Annotated in this window: 26 protein-coding genes and 1 pseudogene; 5 read left to right on the top strand and 22 right to left on the bottom strand. The window is 50.2% G+C overall.

Annotated features, from left to right (window positions below; all coding sequences use genetic code 11):
- Positions 1-22: 22 nt before the first annotated feature.
- On the bottom strand, positions 23-3,181 hold the full coding sequence (locus BWI97_RS23060; protein WP_102202988.1) for a PAS domain S-box protein: 3,159 nt from the start codon (positions 3,179-3,181) through the stop codon (positions 23-25).
- Positions 3,182-3,446: 265 nt separating this feature from the next.
- Here BWI97_RS23060 and BWI97_RS23065 point away from each other — a divergent pair, with 265 nt between their 5' ends.
- On the top strand, positions 3,447-3,875 hold the full coding sequence (locus BWI97_RS23065; protein ID WP_102203138.1) for a response regulator: 429 nt from the start codon (positions 3,447-3,449) through the stop codon (positions 3,873-3,875).
- Between the two features lie 4 nt (positions 3,876-3,879).
- Here the strand turns inward: BWI97_RS23065 and BWI97_RS23070 are convergent, their stop codons facing one another.
- The 16 genes and pseudogenes from BWI97_RS23070 to BWI97_RS23135 form a co-directional block, all read right to left on the bottom strand.
- Positions 3,880-4,296, bottom strand: coding sequence for a response regulator (locus BWI97_RS23070; protein ID WP_094813761.1), 417 nt, complete (start codon positions 4,294-4,296; stop codon positions 3,880-3,882).
- Positions 4,297-4,700: 404 nt separating this feature from the next.
- On the bottom strand, positions 4,701-6,131 hold the full coding sequence (locus BWI97_RS23075; RefSeq protein ID WP_102202989.1) for a TolC family protein: 1,431 nt from the start codon (positions 6,129-6,131) through the stop codon (positions 4,701-4,703).
- Positions 6,112-8,375: pseudogene (locus BWI97_RS23080) on the bottom strand (peptidase domain-containing ABC transporter). Before BWI97_RS23080 ends, BWI97_RS23075 begins: the two are co-directional and overlap by 20 nt.
- A 44-nt stretch (positions 8,376-8,419) precedes the next feature.
- Positions 8,420-9,598, bottom strand: coding sequence for an HlyD family secretion protein (locus tag BWI97_RS23085; protein WP_102202990.1), 1,179 nt, complete (start codon positions 9,596-9,598; stop codon positions 8,420-8,422).
- Positions 9,599-9,796: 198 nt separating this feature from the next.
- Positions 9,797-9,937, bottom strand: coding sequence for a class IIb bacteriocin, lactobin A/cerein 7B family (locus BWI97_RS23090; protein ID WP_102202991.1), 141 nt, complete (start codon positions 9,935-9,937; stop codon positions 9,797-9,799).
- A gap of 66 nt (positions 9,938-10,003) precedes the next feature.
- Complete coding sequence (locus BWI97_RS23095) at positions 10,004-10,141, bottom strand: class IIb bacteriocin, lactobin A/cerein 7B family (protein ID WP_094811999.1); 138 nt, start codon at positions 10,139-10,141, stop codon at positions 10,004-10,006.
- A 305-nt stretch (positions 10,142-10,446) separates the two neighbouring features.
- Positions 10,447-10,992, bottom strand: coding sequence for a DUF3267 domain-containing protein (locus tag BWI97_RS23100; protein ID WP_102202992.1), 546 nt, complete (start codon positions 10,990-10,992; stop codon positions 10,447-10,449).
- Between the two features lie 182 nt (positions 10,993-11,174).
- Positions 11,175-11,312: a class IIb bacteriocin, lactobin A/cerein 7B family gene (locus BWI97_RS23105; protein WP_102202993.1), complete on the bottom strand. Its 138-nt coding sequence runs from the start codon at positions 11,310-11,312 to the stop codon at positions 11,175-11,177.
- A gap of 66 nt (positions 11,313-11,378) precedes the next feature.
- A complete protein-coding gene (locus BWI97_RS23110; protein ID WP_094811999.1) occupies positions 11,379-11,516 on the bottom strand; it encodes a class IIb bacteriocin, lactobin A/cerein 7B family in 138 nt (45 codons plus the stop codon).
- 73 nt (positions 11,517-11,589) lie between these two features.
- Positions 11,590-11,727 (bottom strand): class IIb bacteriocin, lactobin A/cerein 7B family, encoded by a 138-nt coding sequence (locus BWI97_RS23115; RefSeq protein ID WP_094812899.1) that lies wholly within the window; start codon positions 11,725-11,727, stop codon positions 11,590-11,592.
- 61 nt (positions 11,728-11,788) lie between these two features.
- Positions 11,789-11,911 (bottom strand): ComC/BlpC family leader-containing pheromone/bacteriocin, encoded by a 123-nt coding sequence (locus BWI97_RS27755; RefSeq protein ID WP_158242823.1) that lies wholly within the window; start codon positions 11,909-11,911, stop codon positions 11,789-11,791.
- Positions 11,912-11,915: 4 nt separating this feature from the next.
- The gene (locus BWI97_RS23120; RefSeq protein ID WP_102202994.1) at positions 11,916-12,122 is read right to left on the bottom strand and encodes a hypothetical protein; all 207 of its coding nucleotides are present in this window, start codon (positions 12,120-12,122) and stop codon (positions 11,916-11,918) included.
- A gap of 12 nt (positions 12,123-12,134) precedes the next feature.
- Entirely contained in the window at positions 12,135-12,302 is a 168-nt protein-coding gene (locus tag BWI97_RS27760) for a hypothetical protein (protein ID WP_158242824.1), read from the bottom strand.
- 181 nt (positions 12,303-12,483) lie between these two features.
- Positions 12,484-12,753, bottom strand: a complete 270-nt coding sequence (locus tag BWI97_RS23125) for a hypothetical protein (RefSeq protein WP_102202995.1) — start codon at positions 12,751-12,753, stop codon at positions 12,484-12,486.
- 253 nt (positions 12,754-13,006) lie between these two features.
- Positions 13,007-13,432, bottom strand: a complete 426-nt coding sequence (locus tag BWI97_RS23130; protein ID WP_146011005.1) for a hypothetical protein — start codon at positions 13,430-13,432, stop codon at positions 13,007-13,009.
- A 137-nt stretch (positions 13,433-13,569) separates the two neighbouring features.
- Entirely contained in the window at positions 13,570-13,863 is a 294-nt protein-coding gene (locus BWI97_RS23135; RefSeq protein WP_094812891.1) for a helix-turn-helix domain-containing protein, read from the bottom strand.
- 163 nt (positions 13,864-14,026) lie between these two features.
- On the opposite strand from BWI97_RS23135, the gene BWI97_RS23140 reads away from it, so the two are divergent.
- From BWI97_RS23140 to BWI97_RS23155, 4 genes are all read left to right on the top strand, one after another.
- Positions 14,027-14,791: a LytTR family DNA-binding domain-containing protein gene (locus BWI97_RS23140; RefSeq protein ID WP_102202997.1), complete on the top strand. Its 765-nt coding sequence runs from the start codon at positions 14,027-14,029 to the stop codon at positions 14,789-14,791.
- Positions 14,792-14,793: 2 nt separating this feature from the next.
- Positions 14,794-15,978 carry a sensor histidine kinase gene (locus BWI97_RS23145; RefSeq protein ID WP_094812887.1) on the top strand — a complete coding sequence of 395 codons (1,185 nt, stop codon included), beginning with the start codon at positions 14,794-14,796 and terminating at the stop codon, positions 15,976-15,978.
- A gap of 294 nt (positions 15,979-16,272) precedes the next feature.
- The gene (locus BWI97_RS23150; protein WP_094812885.1) at positions 16,273-16,641 is read left to right on the top strand and encodes a hypothetical protein; all 369 of its coding nucleotides are present in this window, start codon (positions 16,273-16,275) and stop codon (positions 16,639-16,641) included.
- Positions 16,642-16,828: 187 nt separating this feature from the next.
- Positions 16,829-19,897 (top strand): lantibiotic dehydratase, encoded by a 3,069-nt coding sequence (locus BWI97_RS23155; RefSeq protein WP_102202998.1) that lies wholly within the window; start codon positions 16,829-16,831, stop codon positions 19,895-19,897.
- On the opposite strand, the gene BWI97_RS27765 is transcribed toward BWI97_RS23155, so the two are convergent.
- From BWI97_RS27765 to BWI97_RS23175, 5 genes are all read right to left on the bottom strand, one after another.
- Positions 19,894-20,043 carry a hypothetical protein gene (locus tag BWI97_RS27765; RefSeq protein ID WP_158242825.1) on the bottom strand — a complete coding sequence of 50 codons (150 nt, stop codon included), beginning with the start codon at positions 20,041-20,043 and terminating at the stop codon, positions 19,894-19,896. The genes BWI97_RS23155 and BWI97_RS27765 overlap by 4 nt on opposite strands.
- A 446-nt stretch (positions 20,044-20,489) precedes the next feature.
- A complete protein-coding gene (locus BWI97_RS23160; protein WP_102202999.1) occupies positions 20,490-21,506 on the bottom strand; it encodes a glycoside hydrolase family 43 protein in 1,017 nt (338 codons plus the stop codon).
- Position 21,507: 1 nt separating this feature from the next.
- A complete protein-coding gene (locus BWI97_RS23165) occupies positions 21,508-23,001 on the bottom strand; it encodes an MFS transporter (RefSeq protein ID WP_102203000.1) in 1,494 nt (497 codons plus the stop codon).
- A gap of 20 nt (positions 23,002-23,021) precedes the next feature.
- Positions 23,022-24,089 (bottom strand): endo-1,4-beta-xylanase, encoded by a 1,068-nt coding sequence (locus BWI97_RS23170; protein ID WP_233207998.1) that lies wholly within the window; start codon positions 24,087-24,089, stop codon positions 23,022-23,024.
- 56 nt (positions 24,090-24,145) lie between these two features.
- Positions 24,146-26,707: a glycosyl hydrolase 115 family protein gene (locus tag BWI97_RS23175; RefSeq protein ID WP_102203002.1), complete on the bottom strand. Its 2,562-nt coding sequence runs from the start codon at positions 26,705-26,707 to the stop codon at positions 24,146-24,148.
- Positions 26,708-26,924 lie beyond the last annotated feature (217 nt).

Consider the following 26,924-nt stretch of genomic DNA (forward strand, 5'->3'; position numbering starts at 1 on the left):
CCATTCTGTTTACCGTATCAGACTATACGGGTGGACTGTCCGGCAAAAACACCTGAAAGGTAGCTCCCTGCCCCGGTTGACTCTGAGCGGTAATATAGCCCTGGTGGTTTTCGGCAACTTTCCGGCACAGGGCCAGCCCGATACCCGTACCCAGGTAATTGTCCCGGCTATTGAGTCGCTGAAAAATCTGGAAAATCTGCTCTTTGTATTCCTCTTCGAAACCAATTCCGTTATCGCTGACGTCCAGCCGAATGTAGGTTCTGAAGGGAGAAAGCTGAGGCAACATGGCCATTTCTTCAGCAGTGGCCTTCTGCGTCCGGATTTCAACCCGGGGATGTTCTCCCGGCTTATGGAATTTAATAGCGTTGGAAAGCAGATTTTGCAACAATTGCGTGAGCTGACGAGCATTGCCCCAAACCGTCGGTAAAGGGCTAATGACGAGTTCTACCTTTTCTTCCTGCAGGGGCATTTCCAAATCAAGTAAGACGCCGTCGAGTAACTCCCGAAGCTCTACGGCTTTTTGTTCCAATCCCTGGGTGGTCGTCAGCCGGGAATAATCGAGAACATCCTTCACCAGCATTGACATACGATCCGCCGTAGACTGAATGCGATGCAGTAAGTTCAGACCACTTTCCGTGAGTCCAGCCGTGTGCCGTTCCGCCAGAATGGAGCTGAAGGTCTGTATTTTCCTTAACGGCTCCTGTAAATCGTGACTGGCAGCATAAGCAAATTGCTGAAGATTATTATTGGTCAGAGTTAATTCCTGGTTGAGCTGATCAAGTTCCAGGGTACGTTCGGCCACCCGTTCTTCAAGCTGGCTGGCTAGTAACTGATACTGTTTCTGACTTTTCTCCAGAGCTTTCTGAGACGTCATTTGCTGGGTAACATCTACGGCCATATTCAAAATGGCGTACACCTCCCCGAATTCGTTTCGCAGGGGTTTGTAGGTAAAGTTATAGTAGCCCCGTTGCATCCGACCATCAATGACCAGATCCACCGGGTCGGCCTGAGCATGGTAGGCTTTCCCGGAGGTAAATACGTCGTCCAGAATTTGCAGAAACGGTTGTCCTTCCAGTTCGGGTAAGGCTTCCGGTAGTTTCTTGTTCAGTACGCTTTTATCTTTGCCCCAAAGCTTAATCATCGCTTCATTGACCAGTTCTACCTGTAGTTCACGACCTTTGTAAAGACCCGTAGCCATGGGAGCTTCTTCAATGAGTTTACGGAAACGCCGTTCACTGGCTTCGAGGGCTAATCGAATGCGGACCTGTTCGGTCACTTCCGTAGCGATCACCATCACACCACTAATATGCCCCTCAGCTTCGCGAAGGGGAGCATAGACAAAATCGAAGTAACAATCCTGCAATACGCCACCGCGTTCGAGTCGGGCCAGCGTACTGATTCCATAATGAGCCTGCCCGGTGTCGTAGACGCCTTCCAGCAATTGCATAAACGGTTGCCCTTCCAGTTCGGGCAGGGCCTGGGTCAGCGGCAGCCCAATTACGGCTTCCGTTTTACCCCAGAGTTCAAGAATCCGGTCGTTAGCCGTTTCGATGACCATCGACCGCCCCATTAACAGACTAATGGCCACGGGAGCCTGAAGAATAATGGATTGCAGGCGATCCTGGCTATTGAGGAGCTGGTGCTGAGCCTCAACGGTACTCGTCACATCAAGAATAGCCCCGATATAGCCGGTAAAGTTACCCTGTTCATTAAACTGCGGACTTCCCGAGCAGTCTACCCAGCGGATCGTACCGTCGGTATGAAAAATCCGGAACTGATTTTTATGGTTACGCTTTGCGTGAAAATCAGCCAGAAAGCGTTCCGCCGTCTGAGCTCGATCCTGTTCAACTACGAAATCCAGCCAGCCAAAACCTACATGCTGATTCAGGGGTTCGCCGGTCCAGTCAATCCACCGCTGACTCACATACGTAATGTGCAGTTGGGCATCCGTAATCCAGAGAGCCGCCGTTGAGGCCGTGGTTATATTACGAAACAACGCCTCACTTTCTTGCAGGGACTGACGCGAAGCCAGCTCCGCCCGGAGGTCATGAGCCGTAAAAAGCAGGTTCAGGACATGGCCGCTCTTATCCTTGAGATACGAAGCTTTCATGTGAACGGGAATGGCTTTGCCCGAGGGAAAACTCCGGAAAGGTACATTCCCCGCCCAGCGACCTTCCTGCTTCAGCGTGGGTAAAATTTCCTGCGTCAACAACCGGTAGGCATCCGCTGAGCAGAATTCCAGCAGGTTCATCCGTTTTACCTGAGCAAGAGTCAGGCCCGTCAGCTGTAGTCCATAGGGGTTCACAAAGAGCAGGTTGCCGTTCATATCCGCAATACCCATGCACTCTTCGCTACCGTTCACCAGGGCTTTCAGGCGTTCATCCTCCTGCTGGTGAATCACCTCATCGGTGATTTCCTGAACGATGCCCGCCAGTGATAAAGGCGTACCGTCAGTATCGAAAGCGAAGGTACCAATGACACGGGCCCAGTGTACAGAGCCATCTCTCCAGACAAAGCGAGCTTCGTATTGCAGGTGGCCTGTCTGGTTGGCGATCTGGTAAGCCTCATCCCGAATATGCTCATCCTGAGGATGTAGACTCGCAATAAAGTTCTGGCGGTTCAGTTGTGAACGTGGTTCACCCGTTAGTATTTCTGCCAGCCGCGGCGTATAGGAAATGGCATCTGTTGCCAGTAAAATATAAAAGGAACCCGCTTTGGAGCTTTCCAGAGCAAGCTGGGCTAAATTTTCGGCGGCCTGTACTTTCTGCTGGGCTTCCCGGTGGGAAGAAACGTCCTGAGCGGTCCCGGAAAATCGGTAGGCTTCTCCGTTCTCATTAAAATAAGCTTTGCCTTTGCAGTGCAACCACCGAAGGAGGCCATCTTCTGCCCCAATGGTTCGAAAAGAGATTTCATACAGTCCCCCTGAAGCAGGATTAAGGGCCCAAGTAACGGCCTGATCAACCCGTTCGCGATCCTCGGCGTGGATGCAACGAAGTACCTCATCGTAGCCTACGACATCGTCTTTAGAAAATCCGTAGAACTGCTTGCAAAGGTCATCCCACGCAACAATGTGATTCAGGGGATCCAGATCCCAGGTTCCCAGCCCCGCAGAAGTTAGTGCAAATACATACCGATCGTGCTGGTAGTGGTTAGGTTCGGGGGTTAACAAATCATTACTCATGGATAGCTTAGCCAGGTACTTCGTTTATTCAGGTAACTGAGGAATAGACCCGACTGTTTAAAAACATTCCGGGGTGTGAATTCTGCAATGTAGCAAATTTGGCCCAGTCTTTCTTTCTCGGATTTAAGTAATAAAAGTCCGGGCCAGCCAGTTAGAAAAGAGACGGATTTTAAACCAGAAGCTATTTTTTGTGTTTATCCCAAAAGAATGCTTCTTGCAGACGTTTGCCGGTAGTTTTTCTTACAGTTATTTACTTTTGCTGCCTATGGCTTTACACGGCCCTATCCTTTGCGTTGAAGACGACGAAGATGATCAATTTTTACTGCGTGCTACGCTGGAAGAACTGGGAATCAGCAATGCTTTGCTTTTCTTTTCCAATGGCATTCCGGTCATGGAGTATCTGACGAGCACCAGTGAGGAGCCCTTTCTTATTCTGTGCGATGTGAATATGCCGTTGATGAATGGACTGGAGCTTCGCCAGCAGATGCAGCAGCATATGGATCTTCAAAAAAAGTTTATCCCCTTCATTTACCTGACGACCGCGGCCAATCCGACCCTGGTCAATCAGGCATATCAGGGCTCCATTCAGGGTTTTTATAAAAAAGCAAGCGATTATTCCACGTTCAAGGAACAATTGAAAACCATCGTCGAATACTGGCAAAACTGTCTGCTTCCCGGTTCTACGCTACGTTAGGCTTTTACTTTTTCGGCAGTTGTACCGTCCGAATCCAGTAGCTATACAGGCCGTCGAAGAGTTCGGATACTTTTTGATAGGAATAAGGTTTTACAAGGTAGGAATTCGCCCCGAGCTGGTAGGCGTCCTGAATCATCTGCAGGTCCTGCGAGGTGGTCAGCATAATAATAGGCAGATGTTTCCACTGGGAAGATTCTTTAAGTTTTTCCAGCAGTTGCATGCCATTCATCTTTGGCATATTGATGTCGAGAATGATGAGACTAGGCGTGGGAATATGATGTTCCAGTAAATCCAGGGCATGGGCCCCGTCGTGAGCAAAAACCAGATCACAGAAGTACGCTCCTTCCTGACAGGCCATCATTAAAAAATCGCGATCATCTTCATCATCTTCAACTACTAAAAAAACAGGCTTTACGGGCATTGAATCGTGGGTTATAAAACGAATCTGTATTCGTCAGTCGGTCATACATACGCAAGATTTATCATGCTCAGATTGCTGCGTTTTCCAGAGAAAACCAACGCTCAAATCCAAAGCTTTTTTTACGCCTAAACCTTCGTACCACTACCTGCTATATCAATAAAAATTCTTACAAAAATCCTTTTTCAATCCAAAGAAAAATCTTACCTATGAGGAATAATTCAACCGTACTGTTTCAGAGAAGGTCTTGGCGGAACTTTTCTGAAACACTGAAGTAAAAACTCCTGTCATCACTGATGATCAGGAGTTTTTTATACCCCCTGAGCCCCTCGATCCTCCGTGAAACAGCAACACACGCACCAGCCAGCAGCCGATACGTGTGTGAATAGTCGAAATTGAGCAACACATTAATCGAGGGTACCTGACTGGTAAAACCCAATAATTTGCTGGCGGAACGCACATTCGTACGTTGCCTGTATGAGACTGGCCCGAGCCCGGTCAAGGTTCGTTTTGGCTAGCGTATAATCAAGTACGTTTACCACCCCTGCTTCCAGACGTACCTGAGCCGCGTGTAAAGTCTTTTCGAGTACTTCTACCTGCCGCTGGTGCGTCTGCTGGCGTTCCAGGGCATTTTTATAGAGAACAAACGCCTGTTCAATTTGCTGTCGCAGTTGCAGATGGACCTGTTTTCGCTGATTATCAGCCCGCAATTGCTGGATCTTCGCTTCCTGAATCCGGTACGAAGCCTGATTGGCATTGAAGATGGGAATACGCAAAGACAGACTCACCGCCCATACCGGGTTGTTGCCCAATTGTTCCAGGTAACCCATGTTCTGCGTACGGGTAGTCTGGCTGATCGAACTGAGCTGGTAGCGTTCATTATTCACCGTTACAAAGGCATTGAGCGGCTCTTCGCGGTACGAATCGCCGGCGACGTATTTCTTGGCCGCCGATGAATACGAGGTTCCCAGCGAACTATTGAGCGTTAACGTGGGTAGTCGCAACCCCCGGGCTGCGTCCATACCCCTTCGGGCGGACTGAATGCGTAAATCCGCGGATTTACTTTCGGGCAGAATCGTCAGCGACGAGCGGTACACCTGCTGCCAGGGCTCCACCGGAGCCGCCGTCACTTCCCTGGCGATGGCTTCGAGTTCGTAGTTTTGATCCGCGGGCCAGTTGAGTAGCTGGCTCAAAGCCATCTGGGCCGTACGAACCTCGTTTCGAGCGTTGGTAATCTGTAAGTCATCATTCGCTCGCTGCGATTGCAGGTTGTAGAGGTTCGCTTCAGCCACGACCTGAAGCTGCACCTGCCGGGTCATGCGGTCGAGTTGCAGTTGCGTCGCCTCGGCCTGTTTCAGGGCCACCTGTAGGAGTTCCTGCGTCACAAGCACCTGCAAATAGGCCTGCAATACCTTCAGGGTAATCGTATTTTTAGCCGCTTGCAAATCGTACTGACCTGCGGATAGATTCAGGGCATTCTGCTTCTGAATACTTTGCAACTGATTGCCGTTGTAGACCGCCCAGCTGGCCGTTATGCCCAGATTGTTCGTTCCCAGGTGATCGGTCGTAATGCTGTTGGTATACGGATCAATGGAACGACCCAGTGAATAGCCCGGATTAAATACGCCGGATACGGCAGGCATTCGGTCGCGTCGGGATTGCTGATAGGTGTTGATTGTTGACTCCTGCTGCAACTCCGCATCTTTAATCTGCAGGTTTTCCTTGATGGCCTGCTGAATGCATTCCTGGAGTGAAATACGGGTCTGGGCCAGGCCGGGCGTCAGGCATCCAACGCCCAGCAGAAAGGCTGCGACGAGTTTAGGATTGAATCGAAACATGGTGGCTGGCGTTTGTAGGGGTGGATTCCGTACCGTTGGCACTCACATTCAGCAGACTAGCCCGATCCAGAGCCGTTTCCGGGGTACTGACCAGATACTGCGAAGCCCAGAGTTTATAGTAGGCCTGGTGATAGTCGAGCAATTCGGCATGCGAACCTTCTTCGACCAACTTGCCTTCTTCAATCACGACAATCTTATCGGCATTCATGATCGTACTCAGGCGGTGAGCAATGATGATGATGGTTTTGCCCGCCTGACGCAATTGTTCAATTGTATGTTGTACGGCTCGTTCGGATACGGAATCGAGCGATGAGGTCGCTTCATCCAGAATGATAATCTGGGGATTACGGTACAGAGCCCGGGCAATCGCCAGCCGCTGTTTCTGACCGCCCGACAGACTGGCTCCGTTTTCGCCCAGGTAGGTATGAAAACCGTTGGGTAATTTTTCGATGAATTCGGAAATACCCAGCAACTGACAGAGCCCCAGAATCCGCTGCATATCGGGCTGGTACTCCCCGACGGCGATGTTGTCGATGACATTCCCGGCGAATAGGTCCACCTGCTGCGGTACTACGCTCACCTGCCGACGCAGGCTCTCATTATGAATGTGCTTGATGTCGTAATCACCGATGTAAATGGACCCAGTTTGCAGGGAGTAGAGATTCTGTAACAGCGAGAGCAGGGTAGATTTTCCCGATCCGCTTTCGCCTACTACAGCTGTCACTTTACCCTTGGGAATCGTCAGATTCAGGTTCTGGAAGACCTGTACGCGGGAGCCGTAGCGGAAAGACATCTGGCGGAAGGTAATGTCCCCAATCATTTCCGGACGGAGTTCGATTTTATTCTCCGTAGCCTCGCGTTCCAGATCCATGATTTCAAAAAGACGGTCGGCGGCAATCAGGGCTTCCTGTACCACGCGGTTGGCCGTGATCAGGCTGCTGGCCGGACCCGTGAAATAGCCAATGAGGGCGTAAAACGAGAGGAGTTCCCCGGGGGTAATCGCGTTGTCGATGACAAAGCCCGAACCCACCCAGAGTAAAATGATGGTAAACAACCGCGATACCAGCTCCGAACCGCTACCCGCCCAGATGGACACGGAAGCCGAGGTATAGATGCTGCGGAGCAGTTTGACGAAGCGGGTTTCGGTTTTCACGTTCGAAAAGCCCTCCAGCCCGAAGCGTTTGATGGTCCCTACCGAATTGAGTGATTCCACCAGTTGCGATTCCAGATCGGCGGAATTTTCCATCAGGGTTCGCTGTCCTTTTTTGTTGACCCGGTTTACTCCCCAGTAAATCAGGGCGTAAAAGGGAATGACCGCCAGCATGATCAGGGCTAGTTTCCAGTCGTAGGTGAACATCATACCGAAGGAAAACAGGACGATAAATACGTTGACCACCAACGTCAGGGCCGTATCATTGATGAATGCCCGGATTTTTACGGCGTCATTCACCCGCGAGATGATCTCCCCTACCCGCATGGTATCGAAAAACTGTTGGGGTAGTTTGAGCAGGTGTTTGTAATAACCCAGAATCAAATGAGCATCAATCTGCTGTCCCGTTTTCAGGGCAAAAATGCTTTTCATGGACCCGATGAAGAGTTGCAGTCCCAGAATCAGAATCATCGCCACGCTGAGCAGATTCAACAGATTCCGGTTGCCTTCCACCAATACGTGATCTACGATTTTCTGCATGTAAATCGACGTGGACAGGCCCAGCACCGTATACACCAACGCCCCAACCAGTGCCTGCATCATCACCGAGCGGTGCGGGCGGACCAGATTCCAGAATCGGCCCGTAATCGATTTTTATTGTTCCCCGTTTCGAAGCTTTCACCGGGTAACAACAACACCAGTACACCCGTCCACACCTTCTGAAACGCTTCGTGCGTATATTTTTCCATTTTGCCCGGACCGGGATCCATTACGACTACGTGGGTATCGGTCACCTGATAGATGACGACAAAATGGTGCAGCACTTCCTTGACGACAATATGGGCCACCGTGGGCATGGGAATCTTCGAGAGGCTCTCAAACGTACCGCGTACGCCTTTGGCCTGAAAACCCAGTCGCTGGGCGGCTTCGATCATGCCCAGTACGTTAGTCCCTTTCTGATCGGTCGAGGCATACTGCCGGATGCGGGCAATGGGCATGAGTAATTCATAATGGGCGGCTACCGAAGCCAGGCAGGCGGCACCACAATCGGTGATGTCATGCTGCTTGATGCATATTTTCTTACGGGTAAACATTGCTCAATTTCATTAAGGAGGTACACAGGAAGGAGTTGAAACACTTAGCGGGAAGCCAGTCCGGGATTGGTTTTGGGATTCAACCAGTCGTCGACTTTATCGTAGAGCAGATCAAAAAGGCTGCGTTCGGTGACCACAAAATGAGCCCGCAGGGACATTCCTTTTTTCAGGTATCCTTTGACGCCCTGCCGGAGCGTGAGGTGATTACGGCTGAGTTTACACTTCACCCGGAAGTAAGTCTGCTGATCCGTAACCGTGATGTCATTGGCGATGTCGGCAATCTCGCCTTCGGCCAGGCCCCACTGGTTGTAGTCGAAGGCATCCACCTGCAGGCGGGCTTTCATCCCCTTTTGAAGGAGGCCAATGTCTTTGGGTGAGACGTAGCACTCGGCCAGCAGATTGGAATCCGGTGAAATGACTCCCATGACTTCTCCGGCCTGAACGTAACTGCCCACGTACTTGCCTACCAGCTGCCCCACGCTCCCCGCCACGGGAGCTTTGATGAGGTACAAATCGCGTTCGCGTTGCAATTGCTGCTGCTGAGCCTGTAGTTCGACCACATCGCGGCGGTACTGGGCCAGGGCCGTTTGCCAATCGCTCATCTGACGCTCGGTCAGGGTTTGGTACTGAGCCTGAGCCGTCTTTTGGGCAAATTCCTTGTCTTCAAGTTCCTGCTGGGCGATGAGTTTTTCACTGAGTAATTTCTGATTGGTCTGGAGTTCGCGTTGGCGTTTGCGAAGGGTTTCGGCCAGCTCCACCTGCTGATAGCGAAACTGTTCGTATTGCTGGCGATACAGCGGCGAACGCAGCGAGAGGGAAGCCGGAGCCTGGGAAAGCGGCGTAGAAACCAGCAGGGTCAAATCGCGGATATAGCCTTCTTTTTCCTGCTGCTGGAGGCGAATCAGACGTAATTTGCTGTCGAGTACGTCCGTTTGCATACGAAACAGAGGCTGACCGACCGTTACGGGTTGGTTTTCCCGAACCAGTACTTCGGTAAGTGTACCCGCAATGAGGGGGCGAATTTCATTGCGTTCGGCCCGGGGACGCACTACACCCGAACTTTGTACTGATACCTCCGTGCGGATAAAGGGTAAACTACCCAGGGCCACGAAAACCGCCGCCAGAATCGTCAGGTAGATCACCTGCCCGCGAGCGGATACTTGGGGTAAGTAGGCTTCAGTCGTGTGCTCAATGACTTCAGCCGGATGCAGTTGTTGGCTCATGATTTTCGACGTTTAACTTCTTAGGTCAAAGGTCTATCAATCAGCCCACTAGCTCAACAACGTTAGGTTTTGCTTTATAACGGGAGGCTATAATCAGCAATTCCGTCCGTAGCGGGCTACGGACGGAACGAATGGCATTCCCGCGGGCGAAAAGCAGAGACCCTGCTACCAGGAGCAGGGTCTTGCCTGGCGGAACTACTACTTAGAAACCCAGGCGTAGAGGGCCACACCAGCAATGTATCCGGCGATCAGAGCGGGTACGATACCGCCTTCTACTTCCATCAATTCGTTTTGATCTAAAGCTACCAGTTCTGCGTTTTGTAAGGCTACTGCGTTCATGAGTTTGTGTGTTTAAATGTGTGTAACTAAGTGGAGTATCAGAGAAAATTAGGAAGCGATTCGCTCTTAGTGCGTAGCGATGTAGTGAGCCACCGTTACGCCGATGGCGGCACCAATCAGGAAGGGCACGATGCCTCCTTCTACTTCCATCATTTCAGTTTGATCAAGCGTCGTCAGGCCGGCAAATTCGAAGTTGTTGTTCATCTGTTTGTTTGTTTGGTTGTTTAACTCTTTGATTGTAGAACTGTATATAAATCAGAAACTTAGGTAATGCTTACACAGTTGGGATCAGGAAGGCTGCCAGCGGTAGGGCCAGTAGCGGAATACCACCTTGTACAGAGGTTAGTTCCTGGGCAGTAAGTTCGGTTACGTTAGCTAGATTGTTCATTGGTCGGTTTGTTAAATGTGGATGGAAATGATCTATGAATAGTGCTTAATTACCTGATAGGAAAAAGCTGGTTAAGGCCTACCTTAAGCTTACGCCTCAGCGTTTTTTTAAAAGCAGGTTATTACGGCATAGGTATGACCAGTCCTACTTTGGAAGGATGATCCTGTACGGGCTGGCCCTGGCGTAAGTTCCGCATCATCCATAGAATGAGCAGGTCGCCAAAGGCTGCTACGGTGAAGCTGATGCCAAAAGCTAGTACCCAACCGTTACCCAGTACTAAAGCCAGTGCGTACGGAAACAAGCCCATGACCAGTAGCGGCATCATAACCACCACGCGGTATTTTTCAACGGGCATGGCTACGGTAGGATGAAAATAGGGCGTCAGGCTTTTCCACTGAATGCCGAATTTGGTCTGGCTCCATTGGATTTTTCCGTAGTAAACGGCCGTCAGGGCATGGATGCCTTCGTGAATTAGGGCTCCTACCAATAGTACACCCAGCCAGCCGAACCACACCGAACTGGAGAGTTTCCCGAGGTCGAGCAGACTCCCCCCCCAGAGATACTGGTACGGCGTCCACAGCAACAGTACACCCAGCAAACTGGCTCCCAGGCCAAAAATCTGAGCTTTACCGGATGAAATGGTCAATTCCTGATTCATAAAATTCATAGTAATTCATGTCTTACGCGATAGCCTTCTTCCCAATGAAGTCGGTTTGCGTGGTTTCTCAATTTCAAAGATTACTACAGCGGGATCACCGCTCCACTCCTGTACTTACTCCTCATGAAATCAGCAGGAAGACACGACTTGCTGAAGGCCGTGCCTTCCTGCGACTCTAATTCAGATCACGCTTAGGAAAGAGCAGCGTAGAGAGCTACACCGGCAATGTATCCCAGGAGTAGAGCGGGTACGATACCGCCTTCTACTTCCATCAATTCGTTTTGATCTAAAGCTACCAGTTCTGCGTTTTGTAAGGCTACTGCGTTCATGAGTTTGTGTGTTTAAATGTGTGTAACTAAGTGGAGTATCAGAGAAAATTAGGAAGCGATTCGCTCTTAGTGCGTAGCGATGTAGTGAGCCACCGTTACGCCGATGGCGGCACCAATCAGGAAGGGCACGATGCCTCCTTCTACTTCCATCATTTCAGTTTGATCAAGCGTCGTCAGGCCGGCAAATTCGAAGTTGTTGTTCATCTATTTGTTTGGTTGGTTGTTTAACTCTTTGGTTGTAGAACTGTATATAAATCAGAAACTTAGGTGATGCGGACTATTTGATGTAGTGGTCGTACACATACATGGCACCGGCACCCAGGGCAACACCTGCCAGGAAGATGGGGACGATTCCACCGTTGAGTTCGGCCAGCTCCTGGCTATTGAGTTCGGTTACATTTGCTAACGTGTTCATAGGTCTGTTTTTTTTAGAATGTTATAGCTAGATTAGTAGAAAATACGCTTGGTCAGAAGGACTAAATCACGTCCCGGTTGATTTCTTTCAAAATCCATGCGGCTACCGTTTCGAGCCAGGAGCTGCCGCCCTGTATCTGGTGAGTTTCTTCAACGGTGAGTTCGGTAAAGTCTGGCGTTTGCATAAGCCTACAGTTCAGGAAAAGTGGGAGGAATGATCAAGCCCAGTACAGTCCCGGGAAACGCGGGTTTGACGTTGAGACCGCCGTTTACCTTTTGTAGGGTTTCGGGAGAAATTTCGCCCGTTTCCAGGCTGGCCAGCTGGCTCATCAGGTCTTCTTTGGAAGTCGCCGATGCTTTCAGATCCTTGATCTGTTGAGTGAGGTCCTTTTTCATTGGAGTTTGCGTTTATACGAGTGGAGGTAGCGGATACGGCACCAGAATGGGGCCAATGGGTTTAATGATGGGTGGAAACGTGATGGGCGGCAGAATGATCGGTCCGCGAATCGGTCCAATGACGGAGAGTCCTCCCTGCGTTTCCAGCAGTTCCTGTGTACTGAGGGGTTGGTTTTCCATGTTTTAACAGATTACGGTTGCGTTGGGGAGCCGCCACAGGCTTGGGTCTGTCTGGTATGATGCGTCTATCGGATGCCCGGCACGCCCCCCATTTTTATAGGATCTATCTAATATGATGAACTGTATCTTAAACGATGGGCTATATCTAACGCTTTTATCTATACGCTTCTATGAAAACTGACTAATATACCGTGATGGGTTGTACCGGCAGTGTACGGATGGGGCCTGGGTATATGATAATCGGGCGTTCGATGATGGGACGCGGCAGGGGGCTTTTCAGGTATATAATATCCTGTGGCTCCACCAGGGTCTTCTGCCAGGGCGTCGTTAGCGGGTCCGCTGGGGTCTGTTTCGGTGCCTGAACCGTTTGGGTCTCAGGGGTCACCTCTTCTTTCTGGCAGGCGGTAAGTAACCCCGCCACGGCCAGGGCGAACAAATAGTTGATTTTCATCGTGTTATTGTTTTAGACGTTTACTAAATGCGGTAGAGAACTTCTAAGGGATGACTGTAATCATTGATACAAATTTCTTCACTAAACTATTGATTTACAAAAACTTAACTCTATACTTTATTCGTTTTTGTTATAGGCTTCAGGTACGTGGGATGGCTGGATTGCCGCTCTGCTTCGTTTCAATTTCCTTGACAAAGGTGGGCGGGTTTCGTTACTTTTTCAACAACCCGCTGTTGTACTTTATTCGATTCGGTTATTCGGTGACCAGAGCGTCGAGGCGTTGTTTTTCTACACTCCGGACCACTTCGTTACAGTGCCCACAGGCGTCGGCTCCACCTTGAAAATACCAGCGGCAACTCGACCGGATCGCACAGGGTGACAGGGCGGCTTCGGCTTTTTTCTCCAGGGCTTCGCGGATGCGTCCGACCAGGCTACAGGCCGAATGTTCGTGATCCCACTGGCCGCAGCCGCCCTGGATGCATTTCCCCGAAAATCGGAAGCGGTCCTCGGCAGCCTGCCCGGTACGGGCTTCGTGCTCGGCGGCTTTTTCAACGAACGTTTTGTCAATCTTAATGGACTCTTCCAGATAGGCTACCTGCCCTTCGCCCGTTACGATTCCGAATAATTCGGCTCCAGGTTTAGCAATGTAGCTCGGACATGATTTGCTCGATTCCATCATCTTTTTGGGTTTGGAACGGGCCGCTGTCCCTTCATTGACAATACAAAGTTGCGGCGGGCCTTCCGGTTTTTCAATAATGCTTCGTTATAGACTATGCGGGTGGAGAATACTTCATGCCGCAGGGTCCGAAACGTGGGTCAGGCAGCCAGACTGGCATTGGTTTGCAGCACTTTCATCAGTAATTCCTGAGTACTCAGGCCGATGAGGTCCATCAGTGAAACCTGATAGATTTCGGAGAGTTTGCCCAGACACAGCAGGGATAATTCCGTACGACCGGATTCTTTCTTCGAATACGCGGCCTGACTGATGCCCATCTGAAAAGCCACGTACTCCTGCGAGTAACTGTAGATTTCCCGTAGCTTCCGGATTTTAAGACTAATCGCACGCGTCGTCAGCAATTCAATAGCAGGTACTGTGTTCGTAGTCGTCATCGTTGAGTTCGTTTAGGTTTGAGTCGTTTGACGAATCGAAATACGCCGGGCCACTTCCGTTTTAAAAACTTTTTAGACCAGTGAAAGAAAGCGTTCGACGAATGAAGAGGGCCAGCACATCAATAATTTCCGCGTATATTGCCAGGGCTCAGCTTATGAAACTATGACTGCTCCGCTATCCCCTGTTCGTTGCTTTATTATTGATGATGAATTACCCGCCCGTCAGCTGATCGAAAAGTTCGTTAGCCGGGTGCCCTTTCTGGAACTCATTGGTACGTGTGACAATGCCGTGGATGCCTTGTTTCAGGTACAGCAACTCCAGCCCTCGCTTATTTTTCTGGATGTCGAAATGCCGGAAATGACCGGATTTGAGTTTTTACGCCTGCTCCCCACGCCCAAGCCGGAAGTAATCATGGTAACGGCCTTTCCGCATTATGCCGTGGAAGGTTTTGAGCATCAGGTAACAGACTATTTATTAAAACCCGTCTCCTTTGAACGCTTCATGCGGGCCATCAACAAAGCCACGGGGAACCGGTCGTTTTCGCAGGAAGCCCCTACCCCCGCTCCACCGATAGTGGCCCCCAGTCCTGAACCAGCTCCGGAGCATACGGATTTCATCCTGATCAAGGAAGACAAGAAGCTGATCAAGGTCGTGCCCGAAGAAATCGTCTTTATTGAAGGCATGAAAGACTACCTGAAAATTCACCTGCCGGGCCGGGTACTCGTCACGCACATGACCATGCTGAAGATCGAAGCCATGCTGCCTGCCGCCCTGTTTCTGCGGGTCAATCGGTCGTACATCGTTCGCAAACGAGCCATTCAGGAAATTGATGGCAACGTCATTACGACGACGGACGGCAAGAAAGTGCCCATTGGCGTCACCTTTCGGGAGTCGGTTATGGAAACCTTACGCAAAAACCGTAGCTAGTCTTGACTATTTTTGATCGCCACCACCGAAGCACGCTGAAGAACGCAGGTCTGCATTTGCTGGCCTGGCTGTTGCTGTACTTTCTAGACCGGAATTATTTTGCTCCCCGGCTCGTACAGGACAATACCGAAGTCGTTTCCCGTCTTTCGCTGATTACCTGGCTGGTGGATATCAGTGTGTACTACGGGCTGGGCCATTTTGTTTTTCCCCGCTACCTGTATACCCGTCGCATCCCCTATCTGATTGGGGCGATTTTGCTGGTTTTTCAGGTCACTTACCTGATCAACTATTATAGTTTTCAGTGGGTACAACCCTATTCGGATGGTTACGGCCTTGCCAAGGTATCCTACGTAGAAAAAATCTGGCATCAATTTCTCAAGCCTCACGGCTTACTGGGCTGCTTTACGCACCTGCCGACGGCTTTCTGGAGTTACTCCTGGTCGCTGTTTATTCCTACCATCATCCTCTTTTTCAAGGGAATTAAAGACATTACTCAATACCGCAACCGGGCTTTGCGACTGGAACGGGATAAATACGAGTCCGACCGAAAACAACTGCTACTGGAAAAGAACAATCTGGCTCTGGAGCTGGATTTTCTCCGCTCCCAGATCAACCCGCATTTTCTTTTCAATACGCTCAACAGTCTTTACGTACGGGTGGTAGATCTTGATGATGAGGCCGCCGAAATCGTTCTCAAGCTTTCGGACCTGATGCGGTATAATCTGTATGAATCGAACGTCGAACGCATTACGGTTGCCAAGGAACTGGAATTCATTCAGAACTACTTACTGCTGGAACGGGCCCGCCACGGACAGCGGGTAGAAATCAGCTATACTGAAACTGGTGATTTTCAACACCATCAGATTGCTCCCTTGCTCCTGATTTCACTGGTTGAAAACGCGTTCAAACACGGAGCCAGTAAAACCCGCGATAAAGCCTTCGTCCGGGTAGAAGCCCATCTGGAAGCATCAACCTTTACGTTTCGGGTGGAAAACAGCGTCAGTTCGCTCTCGAATCCAGCTCCGCAAAAACCCAACTCCGGCGGCGTCGGATTGGTGAATACCCGTAAACGGCTCGACTTGCTATATCCTGCCCAGCACCAGCTTTCCCTGCACGCCAGCGAGCAAACGTACACCGCCGAGCTAATCCTTCAGTTGGAACAACAGTCGCATTCTTCACTCGACTAATGCATTCGACGATGCCAGCTTTTCATTCGTCGAAGGTAGCGTCGTGTCCGGCTAAATTTCTTGAATCTCCCTAATCCGGCGTTTTACCTTTGTCATGTCCTCCTCGCCCAGAGAGGTACACAAACCAACCATTTCGCTCTACCGCTTATGAAAACGCCCTCTACTTCCGCTAACCGCTTAGTCCTTAAAAAAGAACGCCTGGTATCGCTGCATGCTTCTACCGGTGGACGCTCTGAATTAACGGTTTCCTCACGGCTCTGCGAAATGTTTACCATCACTTACGGCCGCTAATCCATGTTTAACTGCCTCTTACTTCACCGATCGTATTTAACCAACACCCTGCTGGAACATTACATCCGGCGGACGGGCTGTCTGGACTTAACCTGGACCGGTTCGTATTCCAGCGAAGCGGTTCAGGAAATACGGTCGGGGAAGTACGATCTGGTTTTTGTCAGTCTTCCCGAACCCCATTCGCTTCTTCCCGAACCCCTGGTTACGACCTTACGTCACTGTAAGTCACTCATCCTGTCTTCGCTGTACCCGGAGCACTTATATGCTCACTATCAGCTCGAACGCCTTCATTTTCTTACTGAACCCTTCCCCGCCCAACAGTTTCAACAGGCCATTGAAAAATACATTGCACTGGCGGAATCGGGTTATTAGCTTCATCTCAAGTTTACAAATACTCAGTCCAGGTTAAGTAATATTTAAATATCTCATTTTCAATGTATTGACAAGTATTGATTTACATCAATATTAATCGGTCGAAACGAAAAATTCTCCTGCCTGGCAACGGAGTACAGGGGCCGAAAGCTTACATTTAGCTAGCCAACCAGCCCCCTGATATCCAATGCTCCACCCGTTTGGATTTTACCTCCTCCGCCAACCGCACTGGTCAATTGACGAACTTCTCCAACTTCAGCAAAACGCCTCTTCCATTCCCCTAGCCGCTCAGCTAAGATCCTGGTACGCCAGTCCATTGGCCCAACAGGCCTTATGTCTGGCTTCTCCGGCTTTGTACGAGCGATTTCAGCAGTGGTTTGCGGGAGCCGAATTACCCGAAGGCGACAAGTTTATATACGCTTTGTATAAATACGCCATCCGCATGAGTACCCGATGCACGCCGTATGGATTGTTTGCGGGTTGTTCGGTCGGACAAATTGCTTCGACCACGCACTGGGAAGGGGTTGATCGGGAGCGGCTGCAAACGCATACCCGTCTGGATGTGGAGTGTCTGTTTGCTCTGAAAGACTGGCTTACCCAGCAGCCCGTGCTCCGCTCGCAACTTCGCGTGTATCCATGTACGTCATTGTATACGGTGGGCGATTCGTACCGCTACGTTGAGCCGCTGCGGGTACAGCAGCAACGGCAGTATTTTATCAGTGCCGTGGAAAAGAATGAGTTTCTGGACCTGATTTTCGAGCAGGCTCGCCAGGGAGCTACGCTTCCTGAATTAATGCATGGCCTAAGTGAATTAGGTATCGAACCAGCCGAGGCCGAGGAATATCTGGATGAATTGCTGAGCAATCACTTACTGGTGTTTGAAATTGAGCCTACGCTAACGGGTACGGATTACTTAAACTACCTGATCGAACGATTGCAAACGCTTGCTAGTACGCAACCCCTGGTCGTTATTTTGAGCCAGCTTCAGGGCTTACTACGGTCCAGCACGGATCTCCGCCTGACGTATGAAGCAACCCGCCGCTGGCTCGATCAGTATGATCAGGCCACGTCCAAACCCGACATCATTCAGGTAGATGCTTTTCATTCGCTGGCGGTGAATCAGCTACAGACTTCGGTGGTGGAGAAAATTACGAAGCAACTCTCCCGCCTGATGGTCCTGCATCGGCCCTATAAAAACCCCGAACTGGAAGCTTTTAAACGTCGCTTTTACAATCGCTACGAAGATGAAGAAGTCCCGCTGGCCTTGGCCCTGGATCACGAAATTGGCGTAGGATACGGTCAGCAGTCACCTTTGGGCATGGGGTACGCCCCGATGGTGGATGATCTGTCATTGCCCAGCGTAACCCCCGAAGACACGGAAGCCCGGCCCAGTTGGTGGCAGGATTTTCTATTGGAAAAGTTCAGTCATTGCCTCAGTACGCATCAACGGGAAATTCAGCTCAGTAACGACGATCTGGCCTGGATTGGTCAGCATCAGCTTCCTTCGCCACGCATGGCTCATAGCTTTTATGTGTTGGGCAGTCTGCTTGCTGCTTCGGAACAAGCCTTAGATCAGGGAGATTTTCAGTTCAGCATGGCGGCCTGTAGTGGCCCTTCTGCGGTGAATTTGCTGAGTCGGTTTTGTGAAGGAAGTGCAACCCTGACGGAGCAGGTACGGGCGTGTGTGGCCGAAGAAGAGCGTTTTCACGCCGATGTCATTTTCGCCGAAATCGTCTACTGCCCCGATTCCAGAGCCGGTAACATCCTGACCAGACCCGCGTTGCATACGTACGAGATTCCGTACATGGGCCAATCATCACTGGACCCCGCTTATCAGATTCCGCTGGAAGATTTGCGGGTATCGCTGCAAAACCAGCAGGTAATTTTACGCTCGCAGCGGCTTAATAAACGCGTTATCCCCCGGCTTTCAAATGCTCATAATTACCAAAATAGCCTGCCGCTGTACCGCTTCTTGTGCGATTTACAGTCGCAGGATACGCCTTTTCTCCTGCACTGGGACTGGAGTTTATTGAAGAAACAGGCCTTTTTACCACGGGTTAGCTACGAAAACATCATCATCAGCCGGGCCAGGTGGGCTTTACGCAGTGAAGAGTGTGCGTCAGCCGATCAACTATCCAGCGTACTAAAACAGAAAGGCTTACCGGATTTTTTTGTACTGGCTTCGGGAGATAATGAACTGCTGATCAACGCCCAGGATGCTCCTTCCTTACAGCTACTCTGGCTGGAATTACGCAAACAGGGTACGCTTCAATTACTGGAATTTCTGTCGACGCCCGAGCAATGCCCGGTTTCAGCCCGGGGCCTGAAGTTTACGCACGAACTCATCCTGCCTTTTTACAATACGGCCGTATCGCCCATTCCGGGGCTGTCACATAAGACTTCCGAAGTACCGCAGCGTCGCTTTTCGATTGGCAGCGAATGGCTGTACCTGAAGGTGTACATCGGCGAGAAGTCTTCGGATTTAATCCTGATCCAAAGCTTGTATCCGGTGATACGCCAGCTTTTAGGTAATCACATCATCCGCCAGTTTTTCTTTGTTCGCTACAAAGATCCCGATCCGCACCTGCGGTTCCGGTTTCTGGGAAATCCGCACCTGGAGTTTTATCACCACGTCATTCGGGCCATTGAGCAGGTACTGCGACCCCACGTTCAGACGGGACTAGTGCACCGCATTCAGACCGACACGTATCAGCGGGAACTCGAACGCTACGGCATGCAGCACATGGAACATTGCGAAACGATCTTTCATTACGACAGCCTGACGACCCTTTCCTTTCTGGAAGAAGCGGGCATTGCCGCCGATGAAAGCCTGCGATTCGTGTTTGCCACCCGTCAGATCGATCAGTTACTCACCGAAGCGGGCTTGACCATTGCCGAAAGGCACGAACTCATGAGCCATCTAAATGGCCAGTTTTTTCAGGAATTCAGCGGAAATCCCACGTTACGCAAACAGCTGAATGACAAATACCGCCTGTACCGGCCTTTGATTGAACAGCAACTGAATGCCCCCCGAGAAGCCGCTCCTTCCGGTTTGACGGACGTGCTTACGCACTTGAACGTTTCCTTTTCGGGCAAAGACCAACGGTATCACCTCCTGGCGAGTTTTATTCACATGATGATTAACCGCATTTTCCCAACCAAGCAGCGGGCCTATGAATTGATTGTGTACGCTTCCCTGACCAAGTATTACGACTCGGCCCGGGCCAAACAGCGAATGGTACCGACCCTCGACTAGTCGAGGGATTCATCGGGCAGGTACTCGAAGGTTCGGAACAGATCGGTGGCAGAAACCATCCAGTTGTCGTCGTAACCGATTTCTTCGTCGTCCCATTGATCCAGGCCCAGGGAATGATGCAGAAGTACTTGTTCTTTGTTTTTCATGATCGTTTGGTCCGTGTTTACTCAACAAAAGTGAGTGATAATGAACAGTGGATCAATAACGTACGGGAATGGTTTATGCGAATTTTTCCGATCTTACATGAGCCTTTGTTTGACCTAACCGTTTACTAGTGAAGCCTTGCGTTCCGCAGATACGGCTGGTATTTTAGTCCCCAGGTATTTTACCCGGAAACTTGGTTCGCTATTGAGTCACTCTTTCGCCCCGCAGGCACGGCTGATCATTTAGTCCCTATACATTCCATGGGGCTACTGAACAGTCAGGTATAAGGACCAAATCTAGTCTAGGTGAATAACGAGCCAATCTTTTAAACTCCTATGCCTCCTACCGTCGGCACCAAACTCAGTTTATACACCTAACAATGGACATTAATACAAAAAACCCAGAGCCTAAACAGACTCTGGGCTAACTATATCAAAAGGCACTCGAACTATCGGTACGGATGAATAGTCTGAATATGCCCCTTTTCATCATGGAGCAACGGAGTCACTTTTATACTCCGTAAATGCGTCACTCCTTTGGATAAACTGGAATCATGGTAAAACAAATACCACTGCCCATTGAATTCACAAATGGAGTGATGGGACGTCCAGCCGACTACGGGTTCCAGAATCCTTCCCGCGTAGGTAAAAGGTCCGTAGGGACTGTCTCCGATGGCGTAGCAGATGTAATGCGTATCGCCGGTAGAATACGAGAAATAATATTTGTCCTGATACTTATGTACCCAACTCGCCTCAAAAAAGCGGCGGTCGTTATCTCCGGCGGTTAATACTTCGCCGTTCTCATCCGTCAGCACAATCTCTCTGACCTCTTCGGCAAAAGACAGCATATCCTCCGTCAGCCGGGCAACCCGAGGCCCCAGAGCGGGTTCATCACCGACCGGCTCCTGGTGGGCGGCATCGAAGGTATTATTTCGATACGACTGTAGTTGTCCGCCCCACAAACCGCCGAAGTATAGATACGCCGCTCCGTCATCATCGACAAAAACGGCGGGGTCAATCGAATAACTATCCTGAATCGGTTCCGCCTCGGGCGTGAAAGGACCCGCGGGAGAATCGCTAACGGCTACGCCAATCTGGAAAATCCCGTCGGCTTTTTTGGCTGGGAAGTAGAGATAGTATTTTCCGTCTTTAGACGCGGCATCCGGAGCCCACATTTGCTTTTCAGCCCAGGGAACATCGTTCACGTGCAAAGCCAGTCCATGATCGACAACGGCAGATTCCGGCGTTTCCATGGAAAAAACGTGGTAATCTTCCATCGCAAAATGACTTCCCAGATCATCAAAGGGGATACCCGCCTCTATGTCGTGCGAGGGATAGATATAAATTTTCCCTTCAAACACGTGAGCCGACGGATCTGCTGTATACAGGTCTGTCACCAGAGGCTGGGAAATGGCCTTTTTGTTTAATTCCTCAAAATCAATGTGTTCAATTGAATCTTCTGGCATACTAGGCTTCGTTAGGGGTGTTTAATACGGGACTGCGTCTGGCCTGCAGTTCCCTTTCGAGTTTGTCTTCCATTTTCTTGTCAATTCCATAACCCAGCAGCAGCGTGGCTCCGCCGATGAAAATCAGGCCCGGCACCACGCTCACCAGGAACCGAATCCCTTCTACGGCACTTTCCGTCTGTACCGTCGCATCCGCATCGTAGCCGAATACGCTCAGCAACCAGGCCGAAATGGCTCCGCCAAAGCTCAGGCCCACTTTCAATCCAAAAATCATGGCGGAAAATATGATCGCCGTTGCTCGCCGGTTATTTTTCCATTCGCTGTAATCCGCCACGTCCGCAATCATTGCCCAGAGCAGGGGAATCGTGATGCCGTACAGGAAGCCATGTAACGTCTGTAAGGCAAAAACAGTCGATACAGCCGTTTGAGGCAGAAAATTGATGACAATCAAACTAGCTCCTGACAAAGCCACAAAAAGGGCGTAGATATTACGTTTACCCACTTTATCAGCCAGCGGCTTTGAGCAGATAATGCCAGCAATCATCGCCAGGGTACTCGCCGCACTTACCACACTGGCGGTAGCATACGGAGCACTGCCGGGCTTGCGAAATTCCGCCAGGGCTGCTTCTCCGGTAATGCTTTCCAGTTGATTGAGCCAATTACTAAAGCCCAGGTTTTCCAGAAAGGCCACCTGACTACCCACCGTGAGGTAATACTTGAAGTAAAAGATATTCATACCGCCTTTAATCGCCAGCGTGATGAAAATCAGTACCGTTAGTCCCAGCATAATTAACCAGGGTCGATTGTTGACCAAATCCGATAAATCCTGCAATAAGGGCGTCTTTTGTTCTTTGGGAGGTGATACGCGTTCTTTGGTGGTTAGAAAGGTGATCAGAAAACAGATCACTCCGGTAATGGCGAATACTTTCATAACCTGCTCGAATCCAGCCGCTTTGTCGCCCTGACCAATCGAAATCACCAGGGGCAATAATAATACCTGTACCGTAAACTGGGCAATCATCACGGCCACGAAACGGTACGAAGACAGACTGTTTCTATCTTTCATATCGCCGGTCATGACACCACTTAAAGCAGAATACGGCAGGTTATTGGCTGAATATACCACCACCAGAATCACGTACGTAACGAAGGCGTAAGCAATTTTACCGCTCTCATTGAACGAAGGAGTGGAAAAGGCCAGCAACGCAATAATACCGAAAGGTACGGAAGTCCACAGCACCCAAGGACGAAACTTGCCCCACCGGGTATTGGTCCGGTCGGCAATGGCTCCCATCGCCAGATTGAATACGGCCCCAATCACCCCACCGGTCAGCATGATAAAGCTGGCACTTCCGGGGGATATTTTGTAGACATCCGTATAGAAAAACGTAAGAAAAGCCATCAGGGTCTGAAAAATCAGGTTTGCGGCCAGATCGCCCAGGCTGTACCCTATTTTTTCGAGGACTGTTAATTTGGTGGATACGTGCGGTTCCATACGATTAGGTGCGGGGTTTACTATTGGTTCGCCTGAATTACTTTGTAGAAGGCTGGCTTGGGGTTGTACTGACGGTCAAACAACAGGGGGTAGTTGGTCCGCCCCCGTACGGGCCAGCCATTCAGCCAGCTTTGTCCGTCATGAACGCCCCAGAACGTCACGCGTGAAATCTTGTCTTTATGCTTGATGAATAACTTGAACAAGGCCTCGTAATCGCTGGCGAGTTTCTGTTGAAGGGAATCCGGCAAGGCGTTTGGGTAGGGATTCAGGCCTTTGTCGTTTTTCATTTGCTGACTCACTTCGGCTCCCTGAAAATCGCGTTTCAGTACCTCGATGTCAAGCTCGGTAATCGCCACTTTGATGCCCAGGGCCGAATACTGTAGAATACTCTCTTCAATGTGCTGTAAGGAAATTTTACCCGCGTGCCAATGGCCCTGAATGCCTACGCCGTCAATCCGGACGCCCGCTGCCTGGATTTTTTTGATGATGGCGATACAGCCCGCCCGTTTAGCCGGTTGTTCGTTGTTGTAATCGTTGTAATACAGGTCGGTTTCAGGCGAAGCTTCCTGAGCCAGTTTGAAGGCTTCCGTAATATAATTTTCACCCAGCCGGTTGAGGAAAATGGATTTCCGAAGCGTTCCATCCTCGTTTAAGGCCTCGTTCACCACATCCCAGGATTGTACTTTCCCCCGATAGCGACCAGCTACCGTCTGAATATGATTCCTGAAAAACAATTGAAGGGAATCATTGCTTTTAATTTTCCGTACGAAGCCGGGTAACTGGCTGTGCCAGATCAAGGTATGGGCATTGATGGCCAGTTTGTTTTTCTTACCAAATTCCACCAGCTTGTCGGCATAGGTGAAGTCATACTGATCCCAACGCGGATGGATCACTTCCGCCTTCATGATGTTTTCGGGCGTAGCCGCGTTGAATTGTTCGGTAACTAATTGAATTTCTTTGGGGTTTTTCTCGTCAATCTGACCCGCATTCAAAGCCGTCCCGATCAGGAAATAATCTTTATACACCTCTTTAAGAGAGGGCAGGTTTACTGACATTGCTGGCCTGGTTTCCGGCTTGAAATGCGTCATCGCCAAACTGGTCAGCCCCAGTAGGAAAAGGGGTGTATATTTAAATCGCATACAGATTAGTTAGTTTTCGTTTGATAGATGGTCTCTTCCGGACCTAAATAGCTTTGTTCAACGCCGCCAAAATCAACCACCAGTTTTTGAAGCACCACGCCCGGACTCACCAGCCAGAACTTCAGCGTATGTTTCCCCGGCTTGTCAAAAACGTGTTTGCTGGTTTTGATAATGATATTGCTGCCCGCCCACTTATTCCAGATGCCGCGGTCGCTAGTTTTGTCCTCCTGGTTGATACTAAAAATTTGGGCAGGTGCATCGTCTACGGAAATGGCGTACTGCAAGCCCTTCTCCGAACTATAGAAATTTAGACTGGGGGAAAAGTAGGCGTGAATGGTGGCTTCGCCAGCGGAGTACGTATCGACATCGTATTCCACGTGAGGGGCGTTGCCTTCGGGTTTTTGCTCCGGGGCTGTCACCGGAAAAGCCGTAAGGGCCGAACCCGTTCGACCGTGGTCGGGTAACACCTTCCAGGTTATTGTGTTGGAATGAATCGCTCTTGAGAAATGGTCGGCTTCGATGGAGACACCCCGTTTTTCATCCTGATAAAACGCATGTCCTGAAGTCTTTGCCTGCCCTTTCGTTTGCTGATTCGTTTGGGGTTGGGGCAATGGCTTCTCGGTACCTTCATTCGCGGCTAAACGCATCACTTTCGGCATTCGCTGCACGTTGGGCTGCTGCCAGCTGGTGTAGCCAATGTGCGTCTGACTCATCAAGTGATTCCATTTTCCGTTGTTGAGCTGATGATACCGTTGTGTAATGAGCGAATCGTTGGCGTACAACTCCTGGACTTTGTCAGCGTACGCATTGGTCTGCTTCCACTTTTGCTGGTAGGCCTCGGTATTGAGAGCAACGTAATAATACATCGCATTGAGGTTGGCACAGGCCTGGATGGGGTGCAGTACCAGTTGAAAAAAAGCATCCCGGTATTGCGTCGGAATTTGCTGGTTTAAAGCTTCTGCTTTGGCTAACAACTGGTTATAATCCGCAACCACTTTCGCCCATTCGCCGGTTTCCAGCGAGTAAGTTTTGGCATCCAGCAATTCGGGTTTTCTCCGGGCATTGTACTTGGCGTACCGGGCTAACAGAAAGGCAATGTCGCGGGCGTGCGTCTCGCCAAACTGAGCCGCTGCCCAGGTTTCCGTATACGATTGTAGCTGGTCGGCTCCAATCCGATCCGGGTTCCAGGCATAATCCAGGAAGAAGGAGATCGGAAACTCCATGGGTTTTAAGTCGCCCACGTTCACAATCCAGATATTTTTAACGTCATGCTGCCAGGCCAGGTGCATCTGTTCCCAAATCCGGGGCAGTGGATTGGTATTCAGCCATTTGTAATTTCTGGGACCGCCTACGTAGTCAAAATGGTAATAAATGCCGTAACCACCTTTGCGGGCTTTGGCAGTCGGAGCCGGAAGCTTGCGAAGGTTGCCCCAGTTATCATCACACAGCAGCAGAGTCACGTCCTCCGGTACTCGCATCCCCTTGTCGTAGTAGTCCTGCACTTCTTTGTACAAGGCCCATAGTTGTGGGGTTTGCTCGGCTCCTTTTCCCGTTACTTCCGAGATAATTTCCCGCTGATCTTTGACAATTTGTTCGAGTAAAGCCGTTGCGGTTTCCCGGGACATAGGTTCGTCGCCGTCGCCCCGCATGCCGACACTCACGATTTTCTCATTCGTGGCCCGCTGCATACCTTCCCGCCAAAACCGACTCAATTCCTGCTTATTTTGCTCGTAATTCCAGGGACCTTTCCCGAATCGACGCCACTCATCGTGAGCCCGCATCAGGGGTTCATGATGGGAGGTACCGATTACGATTCCGTACTTCTCAGCCATTCGTATGTTGAGCGAATCATCCGCGTAGAAGGCGTTGCCCCACATCGCTGGCCAGAGATAATTGCCCTTCAACCGAAGAATGAGTTCGAATACTTTTTCGTAAAACTTGTGATTGAAGCCCCCGAATTTCTCCTTCGTCCAGCCAGACAGGGCCGGAGCTTCGTCATTCAGAAAGATGCCTCGATATTTTACCTGGGGAGCGTCGCTAACGACTACATTGTTAAGCAGGTAGATTTCGCTTTGTTTTTTTACCGGTACATCGGCCCACCAATGCCAGGGAGACACGCCCAGTTGACGGGAAAGTTCGAAAACCCCGTACGCTACGCCTCGTCGATCACTTCCACTAATGACCAAGGCCTGAGCAATCGCAGGCGTCGGTTTTTGCAGCGTTTGAAGATGGTACGTCTCCCAGGCCCTTTGCAGCTTGGAAGGATTGAGCTTCTTCCCGGCTATGAGTTGCTTTATCCAGGCAGATTGTCCAGGCGTACCAATCGCAATTACGTTTTGTTTAACCTTGTCCAGGGTATGAACAATGGGTAGCTGACGGCCCGTCACGAGTTCAATGTCTTTTTGCAGCAGTTGGGCCGACGTCTGCACCAGCTCGGCATCGTTGGCATCAACATAAATGACCGACTGGGTAATCGCGAAAGGGGTAGGTTTGGTCGATACGATCTGCTGAGCGTGTGCCGTTGATAACCAAAGCACTCCTATGGCAATAAGTATTCTAATGTTCATGTCTGCTTTTTATCCAATCAATGAACGCTGGTTTAGGTAGGCTAAGTCGTTAGGAAAGCATTCGTAGTTTACAGACTTATCCATGAAGCCTAAAACCATGACTTTTTAAAGAATTAGTTTAACAAAAGTATCCAGTAAGGCTCCGCACCTGTGAGAACAGATGTATAAAAGAGTGATACAAATGTTTAAAAAGGCCTAACTTAACTACTTATACGTT

The organism is Siphonobacter sp. BAB-5405 (assembly GCF_002872335.1).
GTDB lineage: Bacteria > Bacteroidota > Bacteroidia > Cytophagales > Spirosomataceae > Siphonobacter.

What these genes read in the sequence shown, in the direction of transcription:
- BWI97_RS23165 (WP_102203000.1), bottom strand. Translation starts at nt 23,001, where the DNA reads ATGGAACCGCACGTATCCACCAAATTAACAGTCCTCGAAAAAATAGGG.
- BWI97_RS27760 (WP_158242824.1), bottom strand. Translation starts at nt 12,302, where the DNA reads ATGGAAAACCAACCCCTCAGTACACAGGAACTGCTGGAAACGCAGGGA.
- BWI97_RS23175 (WP_102203002.1), bottom strand. Translation starts at nt 26,707, where the DNA reads ATGAACATTAGAATACTTATTGCCATAGGAGTGCTTTGGTTATCAACG.
- BWI97_RS23120 (WP_102202994.1), bottom strand. Translation starts at nt 12,122, where the DNA reads ATGAAAAAGGACCTCACTCAACAGATCAAGGATCTGAAAGCATCGGCG.
- BWI97_RS23135 (WP_094812891.1), bottom strand. Translation starts at nt 13,863, where the DNA reads ATGACGACTACGAACACAGTACCTGCTATTGAATTGCTGACGACGCGT.
- BWI97_RS23140 (WP_102202997.1), top strand. Translation starts at nt 14,027, where the DNA reads ATGACTGCTCCGCTATCCCCTGTTCGTTGCTTTATTATTGATGATGAA.
- BWI97_RS23090 (WP_102202991.1), bottom strand. Translation starts at nt 9,937, where the DNA reads ATGAACGCAGTAGCCTTACAAAACGCAGAACTGGTAGCTTTAGATCAA.
- BWI97_RS23105 (WP_102202993.1), bottom strand. Translation starts at nt 11,312, where the DNA reads ATGAACGCAGTAGCCTTACAAAACGCAGAACTGGTAGCTTTAGATCAA.
- BWI97_RS23125 (WP_102202995.1), bottom strand. Translation starts at nt 12,753, where the DNA reads ATGAAAATCAACTATTTGTTCGCCCTGGCCGTGGCGGGGTTACTTACC.
- BWI97_RS23170 (WP_233207998.1), bottom strand. Translation starts at nt 24,089, where the DNA reads ATGACGCATTTCAAGCCGGAAACCAGGCCAGCAATGTCAGTAAACCTG.
- BWI97_RS23155 (WP_102202998.1), top strand. Translation starts at nt 16,829, where the DNA reads ATGCTCCACCCGTTTGGATTTTACCTCCTCCGCCAACCGCACTGGTCA.
- BWI97_RS23070 (WP_094813761.1), bottom strand. Translation starts at nt 4,296, where the DNA reads ATGCCCGTAAAGCCTGTTTTTTTAGTAGTTGAAGATGATGAAGATGAT.
- BWI97_RS23065 (WP_102203138.1), top strand. Translation starts at nt 3,447, where the DNA reads ATGGCTTTACACGGCCCTATCCTTTGCGTTGAAGACGACGAAGATGAT.
- BWI97_RS23095 (WP_094811999.1), bottom strand. Translation starts at nt 10,141, where the DNA reads ATGAACAACAACTTCGAATTTGCCGGCCTGACGACGCTTGATCAAACT.
- BWI97_RS23110 (WP_094811999.1), bottom strand. Translation starts at nt 11,516, where the DNA reads ATGAACAACAACTTCGAATTTGCCGGCCTGACGACGCTTGATCAAACT.
- BWI97_RS23060 (WP_102202988.1), bottom strand. Translation starts at nt 3,181, where the DNA reads ATGAGTAATGATTTGTTAACCCCCGAACCTAACCACTACCAGCACGAT.
- BWI97_RS23150 (WP_094812885.1), top strand. Translation starts at nt 16,273, where the DNA reads ATGTTTAACTGCCTCTTACTTCACCGATCGTATTTAACCAACACCCTG.
- BWI97_RS23100 (WP_102202992.1), bottom strand. Translation starts at nt 10,992, where the DNA reads ATGAATTTTATGAATCAGGAATTGACCATTTCATCCGGTAAAGCTCAG.
- BWI97_RS23115 (WP_094812899.1), bottom strand. Translation starts at nt 11,727, where the DNA reads ATGAACACGTTAGCAAATGTAACCGAACTCAATAGCCAGGAGCTGGCC.
- BWI97_RS23085 (WP_102202990.1), bottom strand. Translation starts at nt 9,598, where the DNA reads ATGAGCCAACAACTGCATCCGGCTGAAGTCATTGAGCACACGACTGAA.
- BWI97_RS27765 (WP_158242825.1), bottom strand. Translation starts at nt 20,043, where the DNA reads ATGAAAAACAAAGAACAAGTACTTCTGCATCATTCCCTGGGCCTGGAT.
- BWI97_RS27755 (WP_158242823.1), bottom strand. Translation starts at nt 11,911, where the DNA reads ATGCAAACGCCAGACTTTACCGAACTCACCGTTGAAGAAACTCACCAG.
- BWI97_RS23160 (WP_102202999.1), bottom strand. Translation starts at nt 21,506, where the DNA reads ATGCCAGAAGATTCAATTGAACACATTGATTTTGAGGAATTAAACAAA.
- BWI97_RS23075 (WP_102202989.1), bottom strand. Translation starts at nt 6,131, where the DNA reads ATGTTTCGATTCAATCCTAAACTCGTCGCAGCCTTTCTGCTGGGCGTT.
- BWI97_RS23130 (WP_146011005.1), bottom strand. Translation starts at nt 13,432, where the DNA reads ATGATGGAATCGAGCAAATCATGTCCGAGCTACATTGCTAAACCTGGA.